The organism is Ruegeria sp. D1(2025), from assembly GCF_056536425.1.
On sequence record NZ_JBQFPO010000001.1, the window covers coordinates 1,058,036 to 1,075,721 of the forward strand.

19 protein-coding genes are annotated in these 17,686 nt (G+C 58.6%); 7 read left to right on the forward strand and 12 right to left on the reverse strand.

Translation table 11 applies throughout. The features are described from left to right. Positions 1-178: 178 nt before the first annotated feature. From ACR1XU_RS05325 to rpiA, 5 genes are all read right to left on the reverse strand, one after another. Positions 179-373 carry a DUF2065 domain-containing protein gene (locus tag ACR1XU_RS05325; RefSeq protein WP_170616506.1) on the reverse strand — a complete coding sequence of 65 codons (195 nt, stop codon included), beginning with the start codon at positions 371-373 and terminating at the stop codon, positions 179-181. Next, positions 373-1,251: a protease modulator HflC gene (gene hflC, locus ACR1XU_RS05330; RefSeq protein WP_170806106.1), complete on the reverse strand. Its 879-nt coding sequence runs from the start codon at positions 1,249-1,251 to the stop codon at positions 373-375. Before hflC ends, ACR1XU_RS05325 begins: the two co-directional genes overlap by 1 nt. Further along, the gene (gene hflK / locus ACR1XU_RS05335) at positions 1,251-2,396 is read right to left on the reverse strand and encodes an FtsH protease activity modulator HflK (RefSeq protein WP_170616510.1); all 1,146 of its coding nucleotides are present in this window, start codon (positions 2,394-2,396) and stop codon (positions 1,251-1,253) included. The genes hflC and hflK overlap by 1 nt, the downstream gene beginning before the upstream one ends. Positions 2,397-2,468: 72 nt before the next feature. Then, a complete protein-coding gene (gor, locus tag ACR1XU_RS05340; RefSeq protein ID WP_480907187.1) occupies positions 2,469-3,827 on the reverse strand; it encodes a glutathione-disulfide reductase in 1,359 nt (452 codons plus the stop codon). Positions 3,828-3,956: 129 nt separating this feature from the next. Continuing rightward, positions 3,957-4,745, reverse strand: a complete 789-nt coding sequence (gene rpiA / locus ACR1XU_RS05345) for a ribose-5-phosphate isomerase RpiA (protein ID WP_480907189.1) — start codon at positions 4,743-4,745, stop codon at positions 3,957-3,959. A 167-nt stretch (positions 4,746-4,912) separates the two neighbouring features. On the opposite strand from rpiA, the gene ACR1XU_RS05350 reads away from it, so the two are divergent. From ACR1XU_RS05350 to ACR1XU_RS05365, 4 genes are all read left to right on the forward strand, one after another. After that, the gene (locus tag ACR1XU_RS05350) at positions 4,913-5,614 is read left to right on the forward strand and encodes a glutathione S-transferase family protein (RefSeq protein WP_480907191.1); all 702 of its coding nucleotides are present in this window, start codon (positions 4,913-4,915) and stop codon (positions 5,612-5,614) included. Position 5,615: 1 nt separating this feature from the next. Beyond that, the gene (locus ACR1XU_RS05355) at positions 5,616-6,989 is read left to right on the forward strand and encodes an L-serine ammonia-lyase (RefSeq protein ID WP_480907192.1); all 1,374 of its coding nucleotides are present in this window, start codon (positions 5,616-5,618) and stop codon (positions 6,987-6,989) included. 99 nt (positions 6,990-7,088) lie between these two features. Further along, positions 7,089-7,505, forward strand: a complete 417-nt coding sequence (locus ACR1XU_RS05360; protein ID WP_480907194.1) for a GFA family protein — start codon at positions 7,089-7,091, stop codon at positions 7,503-7,505. Positions 7,506-7,543: 38 nt separating this feature from the next. Next, complete coding sequence (locus ACR1XU_RS05365) at positions 7,544-8,458, forward strand: DMT family transporter (protein WP_480907196.1); 915 nt, start codon at positions 7,544-7,546, stop codon at positions 8,456-8,458. Here the strand turns inward: ACR1XU_RS05365 and ACR1XU_RS05370 are convergent. After that, positions 8,403-9,110 carry a thiamine diphosphokinase gene (locus tag ACR1XU_RS05370; RefSeq protein ID WP_480907198.1) on the reverse strand — a complete coding sequence of 236 codons (708 nt, stop codon included), beginning with the start codon at positions 9,108-9,110 and terminating at the stop codon, positions 8,403-8,405. The two genes, ACR1XU_RS05365 and ACR1XU_RS05370, sit on opposite strands and share 56 nt — an antisense overlap. 123 nt (positions 9,111-9,233) lie before the next feature. Between ACR1XU_RS05370 and ACR1XU_RS05375 the strand changes: the two genes are divergently transcribed. Further along, positions 9,234-10,859 (forward strand): hypothetical protein, encoded by a 1,626-nt coding sequence (locus ACR1XU_RS05375; RefSeq protein ID WP_480907200.1) that lies wholly within the window; start codon positions 9,234-9,236, stop codon positions 10,857-10,859. Positions 10,860-10,996: 137 nt separating this feature from the next. Here ACR1XU_RS05375 and ACR1XU_RS05380 read toward each other — a convergent pair whose 3' ends face one another. The 5 genes from ACR1XU_RS05380 to nthA form a co-directional block, all read right to left on the reverse strand. After that, positions 10,997-11,230, reverse strand: coding sequence for a DUF2842 domain-containing protein (locus ACR1XU_RS05380; RefSeq protein ID WP_480907202.1), 234 nt, complete (start codon positions 11,228-11,230; stop codon positions 10,997-10,999). Next, entirely contained in the window at positions 11,230-12,525 is a 1,296-nt protein-coding gene (locus tag ACR1XU_RS05385) for an adenylosuccinate synthase (protein WP_170616541.1), read from the reverse strand. Before ACR1XU_RS05385 ends, ACR1XU_RS05380 begins: the two co-directional genes overlap by 1 nt. Positions 12,526-12,743: 218 nt before the next feature. Then, positions 12,744-13,073 carry a nitrile hydratase accessory protein gene (locus tag ACR1XU_RS05390; RefSeq protein WP_170616543.1) on the reverse strand — a complete coding sequence of 110 codons (330 nt, stop codon included), beginning with the start codon at positions 13,071-13,073 and terminating at the stop codon, positions 12,744-12,746. Then, entirely contained in the window at positions 13,070-13,747 is a 678-nt protein-coding gene (gene nthB, locus ACR1XU_RS05395; protein WP_480907204.1) for a nitrile hydratase subunit beta, read from the reverse strand. The genes ACR1XU_RS05390 and nthB overlap by 4 nt, the downstream gene beginning before the upstream one ends. Next, positions 13,744-14,358, reverse strand: a complete 615-nt coding sequence (gene nthA, locus ACR1XU_RS05400) for a nitrile hydratase subunit alpha (RefSeq protein ID WP_480907205.1) — start codon at positions 14,356-14,358, stop codon at positions 13,744-13,746. Before nthA ends, nthB begins: the two co-directional genes overlap by 4 nt. Positions 14,359-14,508: 150 nt before the next feature. Here nthA and secG point away from each other — a divergent pair, with 150 nt between their 5' ends. Beyond that, positions 14,509-14,874 carry a preprotein translocase subunit SecG gene (gene secG / locus ACR1XU_RS05405; RefSeq protein WP_170616550.1) on the forward strand — a complete coding sequence of 122 codons (366 nt, stop codon included), beginning with the start codon at positions 14,509-14,511 and terminating at the stop codon, positions 14,872-14,874. A gap of 160 nt (positions 14,875-15,034) precedes the next feature. Further along, the gene (locus tag ACR1XU_RS05410; protein WP_170616552.1) at positions 15,035-16,678 is read left to right on the forward strand and encodes a CTP synthase; all 1,644 of its coding nucleotides are present in this window, start codon (positions 15,035-15,037) and stop codon (positions 16,676-16,678) included. A 47-nt stretch (positions 16,679-16,725) separates the two neighbouring features. Here ACR1XU_RS05410 and ACR1XU_RS05415 read toward each other — a convergent pair whose 3' ends face one another. Then, positions 16,726-17,523, reverse strand: a complete 798-nt coding sequence (locus tag ACR1XU_RS05415) for a peptidoglycan-binding protein (protein ID WP_170616555.1) — start codon at positions 17,521-17,523, stop codon at positions 16,726-16,728. Positions 17,524-17,686: the final 163 nt, after the last annotated feature.

Here is a 17,686-nt window from a genome sequence, read left to right on the forward strand (position 1 = left end):
AACCGCGTCTTCACGCCCGAGGGAAATACTGCGTGCTTTTGCCTGCACCTGTGGTCTCCTTGTCGAATTATTCAGGTGGCCACTCTCGCGCGGCCCTTCTTACGGACTAATGTAGTCAGTTTGACCTGTCCCGCAACTCAGGATCGCGTGGAAATCACCGGCAAGTGAGATGTCCTGCTCAAAAGCCCAGCTGATAGGCACCCCACAGAAGGATCAGCCCGCTGATCACGCACAAAAGACCCGTAATTCGCCGTGCCTGCTCGGGCAGGGTCCGCAGGGTTTCCAGCATCCGTTCGATAAGCGAAGGGGCCAGCGCATAGGCCAGCCCCTCGACAATCAGTACCAGCCCGAAGGCCAGAAGGATCATACCCATTACCGTCCGCCCTGACCTGTAGGCGATTTCAGGTAATTAAAGAAATCCGAGTCCGGGCTCAGCACCATTGAACTGTTGCCGCCGCCCAGCGCGCGCTCATATGCGGAAAGCGAGCGATAGAACTCGAAAAACTCCGGATCCTTGCCAAAGGCTTCGGCGAAAATCGCGTTGCGTTCAGCGTCAGCTTCACCACGAATGATCTCGGCTTCACGGTTGGCGTCCGAGACCAGTTCGACCACGGTCCGGTCGGCCTGCGCGCGCACACGCTGCGCCGCTTCGTTACCACGGGCGCGTTCGTCAGTGGCTTCACGCTCCCGCTCGGCTTTCATCCGGTCGAACGTAGCCTCAAGGTTCGCCTGCGGCAGATCGGTGGCCTTCAGGCGCACGTCGATCACGTTAACGCCCAGCGCCTGCGCTTCGGCAATCGCGCTGTTGCGGATGCGCAGCATCAGGGCAGCACGGTCCGAACTCAGGATGTCGCGCGACGAAACCGAACCCAGAACTTCGCGTGTTTCAGCGCGCAGGATACGGTCCAGACGATCCTCGGCCACCGGAACGCCACCGACACCAACGGCCTGACGGAACTGGTTCAGATCGGCAATCCGATAACGGGCGAAGGCATCGACCACAAGGCGGCGATCGTCCAGTGGTGTCACCTCAAGCGGCTGCACGTCGATCGAAAGGATGCGGTCGTCATAACGCACCACTTCGTCGAAAACCGGCAGCTTGAACGCAAGGCCTGGCTCTTCCTTGACGTTTACGACCCGTCCAAAACGCAGAACAAGGGCGCGTTCACGTTCGTCAACGATAAAGATCGACGACAGTCCGGCAACGACCAGGATGACGAGAACGATCAGAATAATGGGTGACTTACGCATCAGTTGCTCCCCTCGGCCTGGTTACGGCGCAGCTCGTTCAGCGGCAGATAAGGCACGACGCCCTGCCCCTGCCCGGTCGAGTTCTCGTCCAGAATGATCTTGTCGACGTCACCCAGAACCTGTTCCATCCGCTCTAGATACAAACGTTTTCGGGTTACATCCGGGGCTTTGGAATACTCTTCCAGAACCGCGCTGAAGCGGCTGGCTTCACCCATCGCACTGTTGATCTGCTGGGCTCGGTAGGCTTCGGCTTCTTCCAGAACCTGTGCGGCTTCACCGCGCGCCTCGGCGAGTACGCGGTTCGCATAGGCGTCGGCGACGTTCTGAAGGCGGTCACGCTCTTGCGCGGCGGCCTGAACGTCGCGGAACGAAGCAATCACGTCCTGCGGCGGGTCGGCCTTGTCGAAGTTCACACGAATGATGTTCACGCCCGAGTCGTAGCTGTCCATCGTCGCCTGGATCAATTCTTGCAAACGATCAGCGATGATACCCCGGTCGCGGTTCAGGATCGGGGCCAGTTCGCTTTGCGCGATGATTTCCCGCATCGCCGATTCCGACACCGCGCGAATTGTCTGGCGTGGATCGCGCAGGTTGAACAGGAATTTGGCGGGATCGTTGATGTTCCAAACGACCTGATAGTCGATATCCACCACGTTTTCGTCGCCGGTCAGCATCAGACCATCATCACTGCCGCGCGTGCCGCCCATATCCTCGGTCTGTTCGCGGGTAACCGGAATAACCTCGGCGGTCACAACCGGCCAGGGTGCAAAGTTCAGACCCGGATTCCCAACGGCCGAGAATTCACCCAGGAACAACTCAACCGACTGTTCTTCCGGTTTTACGGTATAGAAGCTGGCAGCCGCCCAAAGGCCTACTGCGACCAGAGCGCCAATAACCACCGTGCCTTTGGTGAAGACCGGGCCACCGCCACCTGCGCCCTGACCGTTGCCGCCACGGCCACCGCCGCCACGACCACCCATCAGCACGCGCAGCTGCTCCTGGCCTTTCTTCATCAGCTCGTCGATCTCGGGGATCTGCGGGCCATCTCCTTCGGGGGGCTTGCGCCCATCACCGTTGTTACCCCGATTTCCTCCGCCGCCCGAGGAGCCTCCGCCCCCCCAGGGGCCGCCGCTGTTGCCCGCCATATGTGTCTATTCCTTCGTTTAGGCCCGTGTGATCACGGGGTCCCTTGTAACTTGTGTGTGCGCGGTTGCAAATCAAGCAGTGCGCACAGGTTGCCGCATTGTAACAAGTTCTTCCGCCATTACCGGATGAACCGCAACCGTACGGTCGAAATCTTCTTTGGTCGCGCCCATTTTGACGGCGATCCCGGCCAGTTGAATCATCTCGCCCGCACCTGGTGCTACGATGTGACAGCCCAGCACCTTGCGGGTCGCCTGGCTGACGATCAGTTTCATCAATACCCGCTGCGTGCCGCCGGCGAAGGCTTTCTGCATCGGCTTGAAGGATGTCGCGTAAACTTCGACCGGCTCCTGTGCCGCAGCCTCTTCCTCGCTTAGTCCGACGGTTCCGAATTCCGGTTGCGTGAAGATCGCCGTCGGGATCAGTTCATGATCAACCGGGGTCGGGTTGCCTTTGAACACAGTTTCCACAAAGGCCATGCCCTCGCGAATGGCGACCGGCGTAAGGTTCACGCGATCAGTTACATCACCGATGGCATAGATCGAGGGCACGCCGGTCTGACTGTACTCATCCACCACAATCTCGCCCTTGCGACCCCGTTCGACGCCCAGTGCCTCAAGCCCCAGATTATCCGCATTCGGAGCCCGGCCAGTCGCGTACATGACAACATCGAACCGATCTTCAGTGCCGTCAGTGGCCTTTACCCGGATCTTGTCACCTTCCTTGGTCATCTCCAGCACGTTGGTGCCAAGGCGCACATCGATGCCGTTCTGGCGCATCTCTTCGCAGATCAAACCACGCGCTTCTTCATCGAAGCCACGCAGGATTTGCGCACCGCGATAGAACTGGGTGGTCTTGACCCCCATCCCGTTCATGATCCCGGCAAACTCGCTGGCGATATAGCCGCCACCAACGATCAGGATGGATTCGGGCAGCTTGTCGAGGTGGAAGATTTCGTTTGATGTGATCGCTAGGTCAGAGCCTGGAAATTCGGGCACCACAGGGCGTCCGCCGGTGGCGATCAGGATGTGCTTGGCCGTCTTGCGTGTCCCATCCGCCAGCTCAACCGTGTGGGAATCGACCACAGTGGCGCGCTGGTCAAAGCTTTCGACACCGTTGTTTTTCAGAATGTTGCGATAGATACCTTCCAGCCGGTCCAGTTCCGCCACCAGTTTGCCATGGAATGTATTCCAGTCTAGCGCACCCGACTGAACATCCCATCCATAGGCCTGCGCATCGTCTACCATGCCGGAAAACTCGCTGGCGAAAACCATCAGCTTTTTTGGAACACAGCCCCGGATCACACAGGTTCCGCCATACCGATCCTCTTCCGCCAGCGCCACCTTGGCGCCGGTCTCACCAGCGGCCACGCGTGCTGCACGGACCCCGCCCGAGCCGCCACCGATAACGAAAAGATCATAGTCAAAGCTCATACCGGGTTCCTTTGTTCAGTTTGCCTGAAGGGTTCTGGATATCTGGGCGCGGAAAATCGTCTGCCAACCCCTAAGGATCAGGAATTCGGGTTTCTCTCTCGCCATTTGCAGAAAATCCAGCCGCAATTTTCAATCAGAGAGGTCCGAAAACAGATTGTCCCTTTCGCCATCGGCCAACTGGTCCAGTTCCAGGGTTCCTTCGTTGATGTCGCGCAGTTCGACCCGCCCGTCACCGTGGCCAATTACGACCTTGTCGCAAATATCGATGAACAACCCGTTCTCGACCACTCCGGGAACCTGGTTCAGCACCAGCGCCAACTGACGGGCATTTCCGATGCGTTGCAGATGCAGATCCAGAATGTGGTTGCCCTCATCAGTGACAAAAGGGGCCTGGCCGTTCATTCGCAGCGCAGCCGAGGTACCAAGCACATCCATCGTATCCAGCGCTTCCTCGATCAGGGTTCGCGTGGTTTGCCAGCCAAATGGGATCACCTCGACCGGCAATGGAAATGCCCCCAGGGTTTCAACCTCTTTGCCTGCATCGGCGATGACCACCATCTGATCGCTGGCCGTTGCCACGATCTTTTCCTGAAGATGCGCACCGCCGCCGCCCTTGATCAGGTTCAATTCGCCGTCAAATTCATCTGCGCCGTCTATGGTCAGGTCCAGCCACCCCGCCTGATCCAGAGAGACGACTTCGATCCCGACTTCACGTGCCAGCTGTGCCGTGCGGGTTGAAGTGGGCACGCCCTTGATCCGCAACCCTTCCTCTTGCACCCGTTCGCCGAGCCGACGCACAAGCCAGGCGGCCGTTGATCCGGTTCCCAATCCGACACGCATGCCGTCCTGAACCATTTCCGCGGCACGGTGCGCGGCTACATATTTCGCCTTGTCGATGGGCGACAGATCCCCTGTCATGGCAGCTTTCCCCCAAGTTGCTGCGGGCCTTATACGAAATGCCACACTCAACTTCGAGACCCAAAACGCCAATTCACCAGGGCGCCTTGTCGCGAAAATACGCGTTTCCTATTGGAAACGTCGCAATCGGCGCGTCCTGCGGGAAAGGTGCGTAATAGATATGCATTATGGAACCGCGCTACCGCCTGCATTACGCCCCCGACAACGCCTCGCTGGTGATCCGACTGGCGTTGGAGGAGATGGGTTTGCCTTATGAGACCGCATTGGTCGATCGGACCCGTGATGCACAAAACAGTGCTGCCTATAAGCAACTGAACCCCAACGGCCTTATCCCTGTTTTGGAGACGCCGCAGGGACCGATCTTTGAAACTGCAGCCATTTTGCTGTGGCTGACCGATACACACGGGCAACTCGCGCCAGCTCCGCAACATCCGGACCGCGCGGCGTATCTGAAATGGCTTTTTTTTGCGTCGAACACGCTGCACGCCGACCTGCGCATTTTGTTCTATGCCGAGAAGTACATCGAGGCGGCGCAGACAGAAGCGCTGCGGGCTGGTATCCGGACCCGCCTGAAACGACATCTTTCAATCCTCGAAAAGCAGGCGAAGGACACGCCGGGCTGGTTTGGATCAGACCAACCGTCAGCCCTGTCATACTACATCGCCTGCATGATGCGATGGATGGCGTTGTATCCGGCCGAGGCCGATCGCAGCTGGTTTCAACTGACTAACACTCCTCATCTGAGGCAGCTTTTGCTGCAACTGGAAGCCCGCCCCGCAACGCGCGCAGCAATCGCAGCGGAAGGGCTGGGAGTTGCACCGTTTACTGCACCATCATACGCTACACCACCAGAAGGCTCTGCTACCTGATATGTTTCTATCTGTCTTCGATATGTTCAAAGTGGGCATCGGCCCGTCCTCGTCCCACACCATGGGACCAATGGTTGCCGCGGCCCGCTTTCTGGACCTGATGCGCGCCTCGCCGTTCGAATTCTCGGGGCTTCGGGGGTCATTGCATGGCTCACTGGCATTCACAGGCGTAGGCCACGCGACCGACCGCGCCACGATCCTCGGGCTGGCCGGGTTTGTTCCGGACACCTATGACAACAACAAGGCCGAAAAAGCGCTGGCCGCCATATCCGACTCGCATACTGTCACGCCGGAAGGGCTGCCGACGCTGAAGTTCGATCCAAAATCGGATCTGGTGTTCGACTATGAAAACAACCTGCCGGGCCACGCCAATGGTATGATCCTGATGGCCACAGACGCGCAGGGCGATGTGATCCTCAGGCAGGTCTACTACTCGATCGGTGGCGGGTTTGTCCTGACCGAAGAAGAACTGGCCGAGGGCAAGGCAACGGATGAAGGTGATCCGGTGCCGTTTCCGTTCAAAACTGCGGTCGAGATGCTCGAGATGGCCAGTTCCAGCGGCAAAAGCATCGCGGACATGAAACGCGCGAATGAAATCGCGCGTGGATGCGCGGACAGTTTCGCCAAGGGCACCGCGCGCCTGTGGCAGGTGATGAATGACTGTATCGAACGTGGACTGGTCACAGATGGCATTCTGCCCGGTGGCCTCAAGGTTCGCCGCCGTGCCAAAGGCATCCATGACGCACTGGTGGCCGAGCGTGGGATGAATCTGAACGCTCCGCACACGATCAACGACTGGATGAGCGTTTACGCCATGGCCGTCAACGAAGAGAACGCTGCCGGGGGCCAGGTGGTCACGGCGCCCACCAATGGGGCCGCAGGCGTTCTGCCGGCCGTTTTGCGGTACTATCTGGATCACGTACCCGGCGCGTCCGAAAGCCATGTGGAAGATTTCCTTTTGACGGCTGCCGCGATTGGCGGGCTGGTCAAGTTCAATGCCTCGATCTCGGGCGCAGAAGCCGGATGCCAAGCCGAGGTTGGCAGCGCCTCGGCGATGGCGGCCGCCGGTTTGTGCGCAGTGATGGGCGGCACGCCCGAACAGGTCGAAAACGCTGCGGAGATCGCGCTGGAGCATCATCTGGGAATGACATGCGACCCGGTTGCCGGACTTGTTCAGGTGCCTTGTATCGAACGGAACGGTCTGGGTGCGATCAAGGCGGTTTCAGCGGCCTCGCTGGCGCTGCGCGGCGATGGCAAGCATTTCGTTCCTCTGGATTCGGTCATTGAAACCATGCGCCAGACCGGGCACGACATGCACGAACGCTACAAGGAAACGTCTCTGGGCGGCCTGGCCGTCAATGTTCCGAACTGCTGAGGCAAACGGGCGACGTCGCAACGCATCCGTATTCCTGCGTTTTCTGGATGGATTTGCACCAAAAGCGGTGCAAATCTGTTCCTGAAAGGGAGGTGTTTCATGCGTGGACGATGTCTTTGCGGAAAGGTCGGCTTTGAAGTCAGTCCACCTGTTTTGTCCTGCGTCACCTGCCACTGCGAAAGCTGCCGCAGGCAATGCTCGGCCCCGATGACCGCTTATTTCGGCATCCGGGACAACCAATGGCGCTGGACAGGTGAAACACCAAAGTCGTTTCATTCCTCTCCGGGCGTTGAACGCAGCTTTTGCCCGCATTGCGGCACACCAATGTCCTTTCGCTCGCAGTCTATGTCCGACGTGATGCATATGTACGTCGCCGCACTTGAGGATCCCGAGGCTTTGCAGCCTACCCTGCACGTCGCCCATGAAGAGAAACTTAGCTGGCTCAAGCTGAATGACGGCCTGCCCTGTTGCATCGGACCCGACTACACTAAATATCAACCGCTTGCTGAAAGCTGACCTTTCCCCGTCCGCAGCAAATCGTTAGCGTCGCGGACATGACTCAGGACCGCCCCGTACTCGGCATCATTCTGATGCTTGGCTTTTGCATGCTCGCCCCATTGGGTGATGCAATGGCCAAACTGTTGGGTGAGACAACTCCGATCGGCATACTGGTCTTCACCCGGTTTGCCGTGCAGGCACTGATCCTGATCCCTCTGGTCGCCCTCACGGGTCGTCCGTGGCGTCTGCGGGGGCGAATTCTGAAACTGACCGTGATCCGGACCGGTCTGCACATCCTTGGCATCACCGCGATGTTCAGCGCCTTGCAATTCCTGCCGCTGGCCGATGCCATCGCTATCGCCTTCGTTATGCCCTTCATCATGCTGCTTCTGGGCAGGTTCGTTCTGGATGAAGAGGTTGGCATAAGGCGATTGTTGGCCTGCGTCGTGGGGTTTGCGGGTACGCTTCTCGTCATTCAGCCCAGCTTCGCTCAGGTCGGAGCGCCTGCCCTGCTGCCGCTGATCGTGGCCGTGGTGTTTGCGCTGTTCATGCTTGTCACGCGGCAGATCGCCAAGGAAACCGATCCGGTTTCGCTTCAGGCTGTCTCGGGCGCGATGGCAACGCTGATCCTGCTGCCTGTGCTGACCCTGGGGAGCGTCATTGGCGTTCCGGAACTGTCGTTCAGCCTGCCTGACAAAGACGCGGTTTGGCTGCTTTTGGGTATCGGTGTTCTGGGCACCGTCGCCCACCTGTTGATGACCTGGTCGTTACGCTATGCCCCATCAGCAACACTGGCGCCAATGCAGTATCTGGAAATCCCGGTTGCGACCGTGTTCGGTTGGCTGATCTTTCACGACCTGCCCAACGGCATCGCCGCATTGGGGATCGGCATCACGATGGCGGCAGGTCTTTACGTCATTCTGCGCGAGCGGGCCAGCGCCCGGTCTGCTCCGACAGAAACGCCTGCATGACCTGATCCAGCGCGCCGCGGGGAACCATTGCAACCAGACCCGGGCCATTCATCTGCAACGTGACTTCGGATACCGCCCGGTTGGACGTGCCGATCTGACCGTCCGGCTCCAGAACCAGATCATCGATCGGCCACTCCAGCCCTTGCGAGCGTCCTGTCACCCTTTGCAGGGGAAACAGGGATACCACGCTCCCCTTCGGCAAGTTCAGGGAAACCTTAGGCGGCGTGTGAAACACGACCTCGTGCTCTCCCAGCAATATGCATGATTGGTCCTGACGCTTGATCAGTACGCTGAGGACCGCCAATTGGTGATCCAGACGCCCGCCCAGAAAGCCAACGCCCAAGACCACCGGGGCTTCGATATTGCGCAGCGCCTTGTCGAAATCCGTGCTGTTCTGTTCAGGTATGGGAAACAGGCGGTCCGCCGGTATCTCTTCAAGGTCTGATGCGGAAAGCGAATCGAAATCACCGATGACGGCATCCGGAATACGCCCCGATTCCCTGAGAACCGTCGCACCACCATCTGCTGCAACGGCCAAATTGGCGCGATTCAGCGCCAGATTCAGATCATCGAGCCCGATTTGCCCTCCGCCAACCAGTAAGATTGGCTCGGACGACCGCACAATCGGCGCATTTTTTCTAAGATTGATCATTTTTCCCGGATTTGGACACATTCAGACCACAAAATGATAGGTTCATATAGAGAGTTTCGAACCAATACGTGTGCCTGATTCCGGGCGAATTGGTTCAGGTAGTTTGTAAAGGACGTGCGTCTGATGGTACAGAATAACAAGGTATTGACCGTTTCTTATGGAACCTTCTCCTGCACATTAGAAGGCTTTGACGATTCGTTTGAAACGATGAAAGCGATTGCTGAGTACTTTCGCGACCTTGCAGCAGATGATCGATACTTCGGCTCGGAACCGCCACAGCCTGACGCCGAAATGCTGACCCGGATCGCACAGCGGGACGCCTCGAAACGTGTGGAAGCCAGCCAGAGCGATACGGGTCTACTGCTGCGCGCAACCGAAAGTTCAGCCACGATGGCCACGCCCACAATGCCGCCAGCACAGGAACCAACCATCAGTACCCCCGATCTGAATGTCGTCAATACACCGCAACCAGCGCAACCCGTTGCCACTGCCGAACCCTTCGATGCTGCGCCAGCCCCCCCTGCTGACAGCATCGCCGCCAAACTTCAGCGGATCCGCGCGGTGGTTTCGCACTCGACCGACAATCCTGTCGAATACTCTGAAGACGAAGACAGCACCTTGCTGAAAGGTGGTGCCGCCCCGGTTGACGCCGTGGCCGCAGCCTTTGAGGCGGGTGCGCTGAACCCGGCAGACATCGAGCCTGTGACCCCCGTCTCGATGCCTGCACCCGAAGCGGCAACCCCACCCGCCGCTCCAGAACCTGTTCCCGCACCAGCGCCTGTTGTATCCGAAGAGTTTGAAGACGAGGCTGAAGCTCCGGCAGCGGACGCGCTGTTTTCGGACCTTGATGATCTGACGGAAGACGAACAGCCGGAAGCAGAAGCCGAAGAAGACGAGATCGTAAACATCCTCAGCGAAGAAGACGTGGCAGAGCAGGAAGAGGAATCCGAAGCAGCCGAGGCGCAAGAGGAAGCAGCGGAAGACAACAAGCTTCTCCTGACTGCCGAAGATGAAGTTGCACTGCTGGACGAGATCTCGGCCGTCGAGGCAGAACTGGCGCAGCGGGCCGATGACCAAAAACCGAAGGATCATTCGAGCCTCGATCTGGACGTGTCCCGCCTGATGGACAAAGCCGACGAACAACTTGATGACCCGGCTGCAAATGATCAGCGCGAGACATATTCGCACCTGCGCACCGCGGTTGCGGCCACCGAAGCCGAGCGTAAAGAAAAGGGTGAATCTGCCGAGAAAGCTCCGGATCAGGAATACCGGGGGGATCTGGCGTCGGTCGTCAGCCCGCGCCGCCCGGAAATTCAGGTCACCAGCATGCGTCCGGAATCCGATGCCGCTGCACCGCTCAAACTGGTGGCGGAACAGCGCATCGACAATCAGCAAAACGAATCTGGCCCTGTCACGCCCCGCCGCGTCACCACCCCGCAAGAAGAAAAGTCTGCTGACGAAGGTGGTTTCGCAACGTTCGCCCAGGAACAGGGCGCTCAGTCATTACCTGATTTGCTGGAAGCCGCCGCTGCATACCTGTCCTTTATCGAGGGTCAGGAACAGTTCTCGCGACCGCAATTGATGAACAAGGTCCGGTCCCTCAAGCAGGACGAATTCAACCGCGAAGAAAGCCTGCGTTCGTTCGGTCAATTGTTGCGGGATGGAAAAATCGAAAAGGCTGGCGGAGGCCGCTTTGCCGCCTCGAACCAGATCGGTTTTCGCCCCAGCGACGAGCGCGCAGCGGGCTGATCCGCAAAAGGTTTAGTCAGAAAAAGGCCGGAGGACACCTCCGGCCTTTTTCTGATTGCGAATCTGGGAACGAACCGGAAGAGGCGTACACTTGCGTCGTTCCAACACACTCGCTTTCGCCAGCGTGGCTAACTTGATCACTGGTCCGGATCTTCTTTGCCAACGCCACGGAAAACGAACTTGAACGGCAATGCCCACAAGATGCCAAGCACGATGTAGACCAGCAGTTCCAGCCAGATTGGCGGGCGATCCAGCCAGTTCACGACCGTCACCACGGCAACGACGTAAACGGGCAAGCCAACCAGCAGAATAATCAGCGACCAGCGGCGGCGCGCTTTGTAGCTCAGGCCGGTTTTTTGTTCGTCGCTCATCAGTCGGCAAACGGGTCTGTCACCAGAATGGTGTCTTCCCGCTCCGGGCTGGTGGACAACAGGGCGACAGGGCATTCGATCAGTTCTTCGACACGGCGAACGTATTTGATCGCGTTGGCTGGCAAGTCCGCCCAACTGCGCGCGCCTTCGGTCGATTCACTCCAACCCTGCATTTCCTCATAAATCGGCTTGCAGCGCGCCTGCTGATCTGCCGCCGTGGGCAGATAATCCAGGCGCTCGCCATCCAGTTCGTAACCCACGCAAATCTTGAGCGTCTCGAAACCATCCAGAACATCCAGCTTGGTCAGCGAAATACCGTTCACACCGCTGGTCGCGCAGGTCTGGCGCACCAGGCAGGCGTCAAACCAACCGCACCGGCGCTTACGACCAGTGGTCGTGCCGAATTCGTGACCACGCTCACCAAGGCGCTGACCGTCATCATCCTCCAGTTCCGTGGGGAACGGCCCCTCGCCCACGCGCGTCGTATAGGCTTTGACGATACCCAGCACAAAATCGATGGACCCCGGGCCGATGCCGACCCCGGTTGCAGCCTGCCCTGCGATCACGTTGGACGAGGTCACAAAGGGATAGGTTCCGAAATCAATGTCCAGCAAGGCGCCCTGCGCCCCTTCGAACAGAATACGTTTGCCCGCTTTGCGCTTTTCATTCAGCACCTTCCAGACCGGGGCGGCAAACGGCAGAATCTGCGACGCAATCTCCTTGAGCTGCGCGATCAGACCGTCGCGGTCAACCGGCTCGATCCCTAAGCCTTTGCGCAGCGGGTCGTGATGCTGCAACGCCCGGTCAACCCGAGCTTCAAGAGTTGCCTCGTCCGCCAGGTCCGCAACACGGACCGAACGGCGACCGACCTTGTCTTCATATGCCGGCCCGATGCCGCGCCCGGTTGTGCCGATCTTGGTACCCTTGCTTGCAGCCTCTTCGCGCGCGCGGTCCAGTTCGCCGTGAATCGGCAGGATCAGCGGTGTGTTTTCTGCGATCATCAGTGTATCGGGCGTGATATCGACACCCTGTGCCCGGACCGTTTCGATCTCTTTGACCAGATGCCACGGATCCAGAACCACGCCATTGCCGATGACACTCAGCTTGCCGCCGCGCACAACACCGGATGGCAGCGCATGAAGCTTGTAGACTTCGCCATCGATAACCAAAGTATGACCGGCGTTATGCCCGCCCTGAAAACGCGCGATCACGTCCGCCCGTTCGCTGAGCCAGTCGACGATCTTGCCTTTTCCCTCGTCGCCCCACTGGGCTCCGACAACAACCACATTGGCCATACCAGGTCCTTTTGTGCTGATTTATCAAACCCGGCTCGTATAGCGAGGTGACAGCAGCAGGGAAACAGGTAATTCGACGCATCCGGAAATCGCGCTGCGCGCGATGCCTCCGGCGGGGATATTTTTGGGCCAGATGAAGTCCGGATCCCTTGTTCATCTGGCCCGAAATATCCCGGGGGAGTCGCCCGGCGGGCGGCGGGGGCAGCGCCCCCTCACTCTTACCTGAGGCAAACGGGCTCACCATGAGGCGTCGTCAGATAGGCGTCTTCCCAAGCGTGTCGCAGCAACAGGAGTTCATCCGGGGCAGCATCACCATGCTCTGCCAACAGCGCCTCCAGCGTTTCGAGCCAGGCGTGAAAATAATCATCTCCGCCATCCAACTCTTTGCTCAGCCCATGTTTTCTTAAGGTCGCCGAAAACCTGGCGACCCAATCTGACCAACCGAACCGACCGGTTTCGTTCAGGGCCATGGTTATCGCAAAGACCTGTGCGTGCCATGGCTGGTCAAAAACGGGCTGAGGTGCCGAATGTGTCAGACAGGTGCTCATGCGGGTTCCAGATGGCTCTGCCAGACGTCCAAAACCACCTCATCCCTCGGGTGTTCCGGGTTGGCCCAGAGTTCAGATGCGGGGAAGACCACTGCGTAAAGCGGTTCAGGGGCTTCTCCCAGACCGTGTGCGTTTGAATCGGGAAAAACATGCGTTCCGTGCAGTCTCAGAATGCGCCCCTTTGCACCGGCGGCATAGATGGGCAGGCGCGTGTGACCGCCGTCCACAAGACGATTGGCCGCCAGATGCGAGGTAACGACGTCCTGGCCTGCCACGAACCTGGCCGGAATATCCGACGGACGATCGGCGGGACCACCACTGGATAGTACACGGGCCACTGCTTCGGCCTTCATGGCCTTGCCTGCCAACGGATGTGGGCTTTCAGACGGGTTCCCCTGCAGGTCATCAGGCGTCAGGATGCCGCGTTCCACCAACAAATCGGCAAGGGCGGAGATCCACTTTTCATAGTACGAGAACCGGGTGTAATCCTTGGGCGACAGGCGTTCCCGTGCGTGGCGGGAAATGTCGATGTTCCACTGTCCCAGTGATCCGGCTGCCAGGGTCAGCGCCAGCGCCCGGGCGTGCCACTCCTCGGGAAATACAGGGCCGTCCTCGGGCTCGGGGCGAACCGGTCCGTCGCCGAAACGTCCACCCATGTCGTGCACGCGAGTCATGCCGGCACCTTCGGCAATCCGGTCCCGATCATACTGTCCCGCGTGACAAGCGTGGCGAGTTCGTCTTCGCCTAACCCCTCCGTTCCATGCGGACGCATCGGCAGTACAAGGTATCGAACCTCGGCCGTGGAATCCCAAACCCGGACCGATGTATTTTCGGGCAGCGTCACGCCAAAATCCGCCAGTACCTTGCGAGGTTCTCGCACTGCACGCGCCCGGTAGGCATCCGACTTGTACCAGCCCGGCGGTATTCCAAGCAGCGGCCAAGGGTAACAGCTGCACAATGTACAGACGACCATATTGTGCTGATCGGGCGTGTTTTCCACCACCACCATGTGTTCACCCTGCCGTCCGTAGTATCCCAGTTCGGCCACAACCGGCGTGGCATCTTCCAGCAACGCGGCCTTGAAAGCCGGATCGCTCCAGGCCTTGGCGACAACGCGGGCACCATTCTGAGGGCCGATCCTGTTCTGATACGTATCTATGATCTCATCCAGCGCGGCTGGATCAATCAAACCCTTGCGTGTCAGAATCGTCTCAAGTGCCTTGACGCGAAGCGCGGGTTCAGGCGGCAAAAGGGCGTGCGGGTGATCGTGATCATCATGTGGCATGGCCGCAGCCTGCGCGAGGAAAAGCCCTGCTGTCCAGTCCCTTTGACGTGATCTGAAGCATCAGGGTTCTTGATGCCAACTCCTCCCTTGCCCCCAGCGTCAAACTTGCATAGATACCACGCGATACACGCCACGCTGTACAGGACCACCATGGAAAACGTCGTTCTCATCATCCATCTTCTTTTGGCTCTGGGCCTGATCGCCGTCGTCCTGATGCAGCGGTCCGAAGGCGGCGGCCTTGGCATGGGCGGGGGTGGCGGTGGCGCCATGACCGGTCGTGCGGCCGCAACGGCGCTGGGCAAACTGACATGGATCCTAGCGGCGTGCTTTATCGTAACCTCGATCACGCTGACCATTCTGGCGGCTCAGAAATCCTCGGGCAGTTCGGTGATCGATCGTCTGGGCGTTCCGGCACCGGCCGCGACAGAAGACAGCACACCAGCGGTTCCGTCGGCGGATGATCTTCTGCCACCGGCGCAGGGCGACAACGCGCCGCTGATTCCGCAAGCCGACTGATTCACTAGACCTAGAAACCTGAAAGAGAACTGCAACAGCATCTTGCGGTTCTCTTGCGCTATTGGCGCGAATCCTTTATACGTAAAGTCCCGTGATGCAGCGGTTTTTCGGAACCGCCGGGCAGCTGATTTTGACGTCTCACGGGAGCAGCCGAAAAAACATGGCGCGATTTATTTTCATCACTGGTGGTGTGGTTTCGTCCTTGGGCAAAGGACTGGCGTCGGCGGCCTTGGGCGCGCTGTTGCAGGCCCGGGGATATTCGGTGCGTCTGCGCAAGCTGGATCCCTATCTGAACGTCGATCCCGGCACGATGTCGCCGTTTGAACATGGCGAAGTTTTCGTCACCGATGACGGGGCCGAAACCGATCTGGATCTTGGTCACTATGAGCGTTTCACCGGTGTTGCCGCCCGAAAAACCGACTCGGTCAGTTCGGGGCGAATTTATTCCAATGTACTCGAGAGAGAGCGCCGTGGCGACTACCTTGGCAAGACCATTCAGGTGATCCCGCACGTTACCAACGAAATCAAGGATTTCATCGCCATCGGCGAGGATGAGGTCGATTTCATGCTGTGCGAGATCGGCGGCACTGTTGGTGACATCGAAGGCCTGCCCTTTTTCGAAGCCATCCGCCAGTTCAGCCAGGACAAACCACGCGGCCAGTGCATCTTCATGCACCTGACGCTGCTGCCCTATATAAAGGCCTCCGGTGAGCTGAAAACAAAGCCAACCCAGCACTCGGTGAAAGAACTGCGTTCCATTGGGCTGGCCCCCGACATTCTGGTCTGCCGCTCCGAAGGTCCGATTCCGCAGAAAGAGCGAGAGAAGCTCGCCCTGTTCTGCAACGTGCGCCCGGACAGCGTGATCGCGGCGCAAGACCTGTCCACGATCTACGACGCGCCATTGGCCTATCACCATGAAGGGCTGGATCAGGCCGTTTTGGATGCGTTCCAGATCAGCCCGGCCCCCAAACCGGATCTCGCGAAATGGGAAGATGTCAGCGATCGCATCCACAACGCCGAAGGCGAAGTGAAGGTTGCCATCGTCGGCAAGTACACTCAGTTGGAAGATGCCTATAAGTCCATCGCCGAAGCATTAACCCATGGCGGAATGGCGAACCGGGTGAAGGTGAAGATTGAATGGGTTGATGCGGAAATCTTCGACACCGAGGATGCCGCGCCCTATCTGGAAGGCTACCATGCCATCCTTGTCCCCGGCGGATTTGGAGAGCGCGGGACAGAAGGCAAGATCAAGGCCGCGCAATATGCCCGCGAGCACAAGGTGCCCTATCTGGGTATTTGTCTGGGCATGCAGATGGCCGTCATCGAAGCGGCGCGGAACGCCGCCGGCATCACCGAGGCGGGCTCTGAGGAGTTCGACCACGAGGCCGGGAAGAAACGTTTTGAACCCGTGGTTTACCATCTGAAAGAGTGGGTGCAGGGCAACCACAAGATCGAACGCAAAGTCGGTGACGACAAAGGCGGCACCATGCGTCTGGGCGCATACAACGCAGTGCTGGCCGAAGGATCGAAAGTGGCCGAGGTCTACGGCAACACCAATATCGAGGAACGCCACCGTCACCGCTATGAAGTGGACATCAAGTACCGGGACAAGCTTGAAAAGGCGGGCCTGAACTTCTCGGGCATGTCACCTGACGGCCGTCTTCCGGAAATTGTCGAATGGTCGGATCACCCGTGGTTCATCGGGGTGCAATACCACCCAGAACTCAAATCTAAGCCGTTTGACCCGCATCCGCTGTTCCGCGATTTCGTGCGCGCGGCCAAGGAAACGTCGCGCCTGGTCTGACACAACAGACTGACCGGGCGCTGAACAGCGCCCGGCTACTGCACCATTCAGAGCTTCAGTGCTTTGCGAGTCTTGGGCCCGACGATCCCGTCCGGTTCCAGACCGTTTTCTGCCTGGAAATCAATCACAATTGCATGCGTGATCTGGCCGAATTCACCATCCGCAATAATGTCGTAACCCAACTCAGCCAGCCGCTTTTGCAGTTCCTGAACTTCGGCCCCGATGTCGCCAATGGAAAGGTTTGCGTTGGGGACGGTCCGGTTTGAAATCGCCTCTCCCAAAACTCCGTCCTTGTGCCACTTGCGTATGGTCTCGTCCGCAATCTCGAAGTGCATTCCATCTTCGAAACTGCTGAAACCCACGCCCCAGAACCAGCCAGCCGCGTTGAAAAACGGTGCCATCGCGGCAAGGCCCGCCAGTGTCTTGCCGTCCTTACCAGCGGTTCCCCCTTTGACACCGATACCATCCAATGCACCTTCGATATTGATGTCGATTGCGCAACCCCATGAATGATTGGACGGATTGTTGCTGTTCTTGATTTTTCGGACACACAGCATCCCCGAACTCCCGAGGGTTTTGAACACTTCTGGATGAGCATCTTTCACATCCGCCATAACGCCGCGCAGCGAAGCAATAGCGGGTTTCAGGCCGGTCGCTTTGAACGGCCCCACGTCGTCTGTGACCATCAGCGATTTGAGCTTGTCGTTTCCTGCAATCCCTCGGCACTTGTTGTCCAGCACAGGCCGCGGCATGCCAAGGATAGCCAACATCGTGGACCGCTTGGCAGAGCTTAGCCCTTTGTTGATCTTTTTCGGTATGTCGACAACTTTCTTGGGCTTAACCATTTCTGACCTCCTGAAATACCGCATCTCACAACATCAAAGCGTGTCCGGCCCGCGCCAGTTTCTCAAAAAGAGACTTAATCGTAGCAACGCTCCGCTGAATACGTGAGGCGAAAATTGCTTTGTCTAATGCATCATTATGCATACACGATTTCCGCAAATCGGG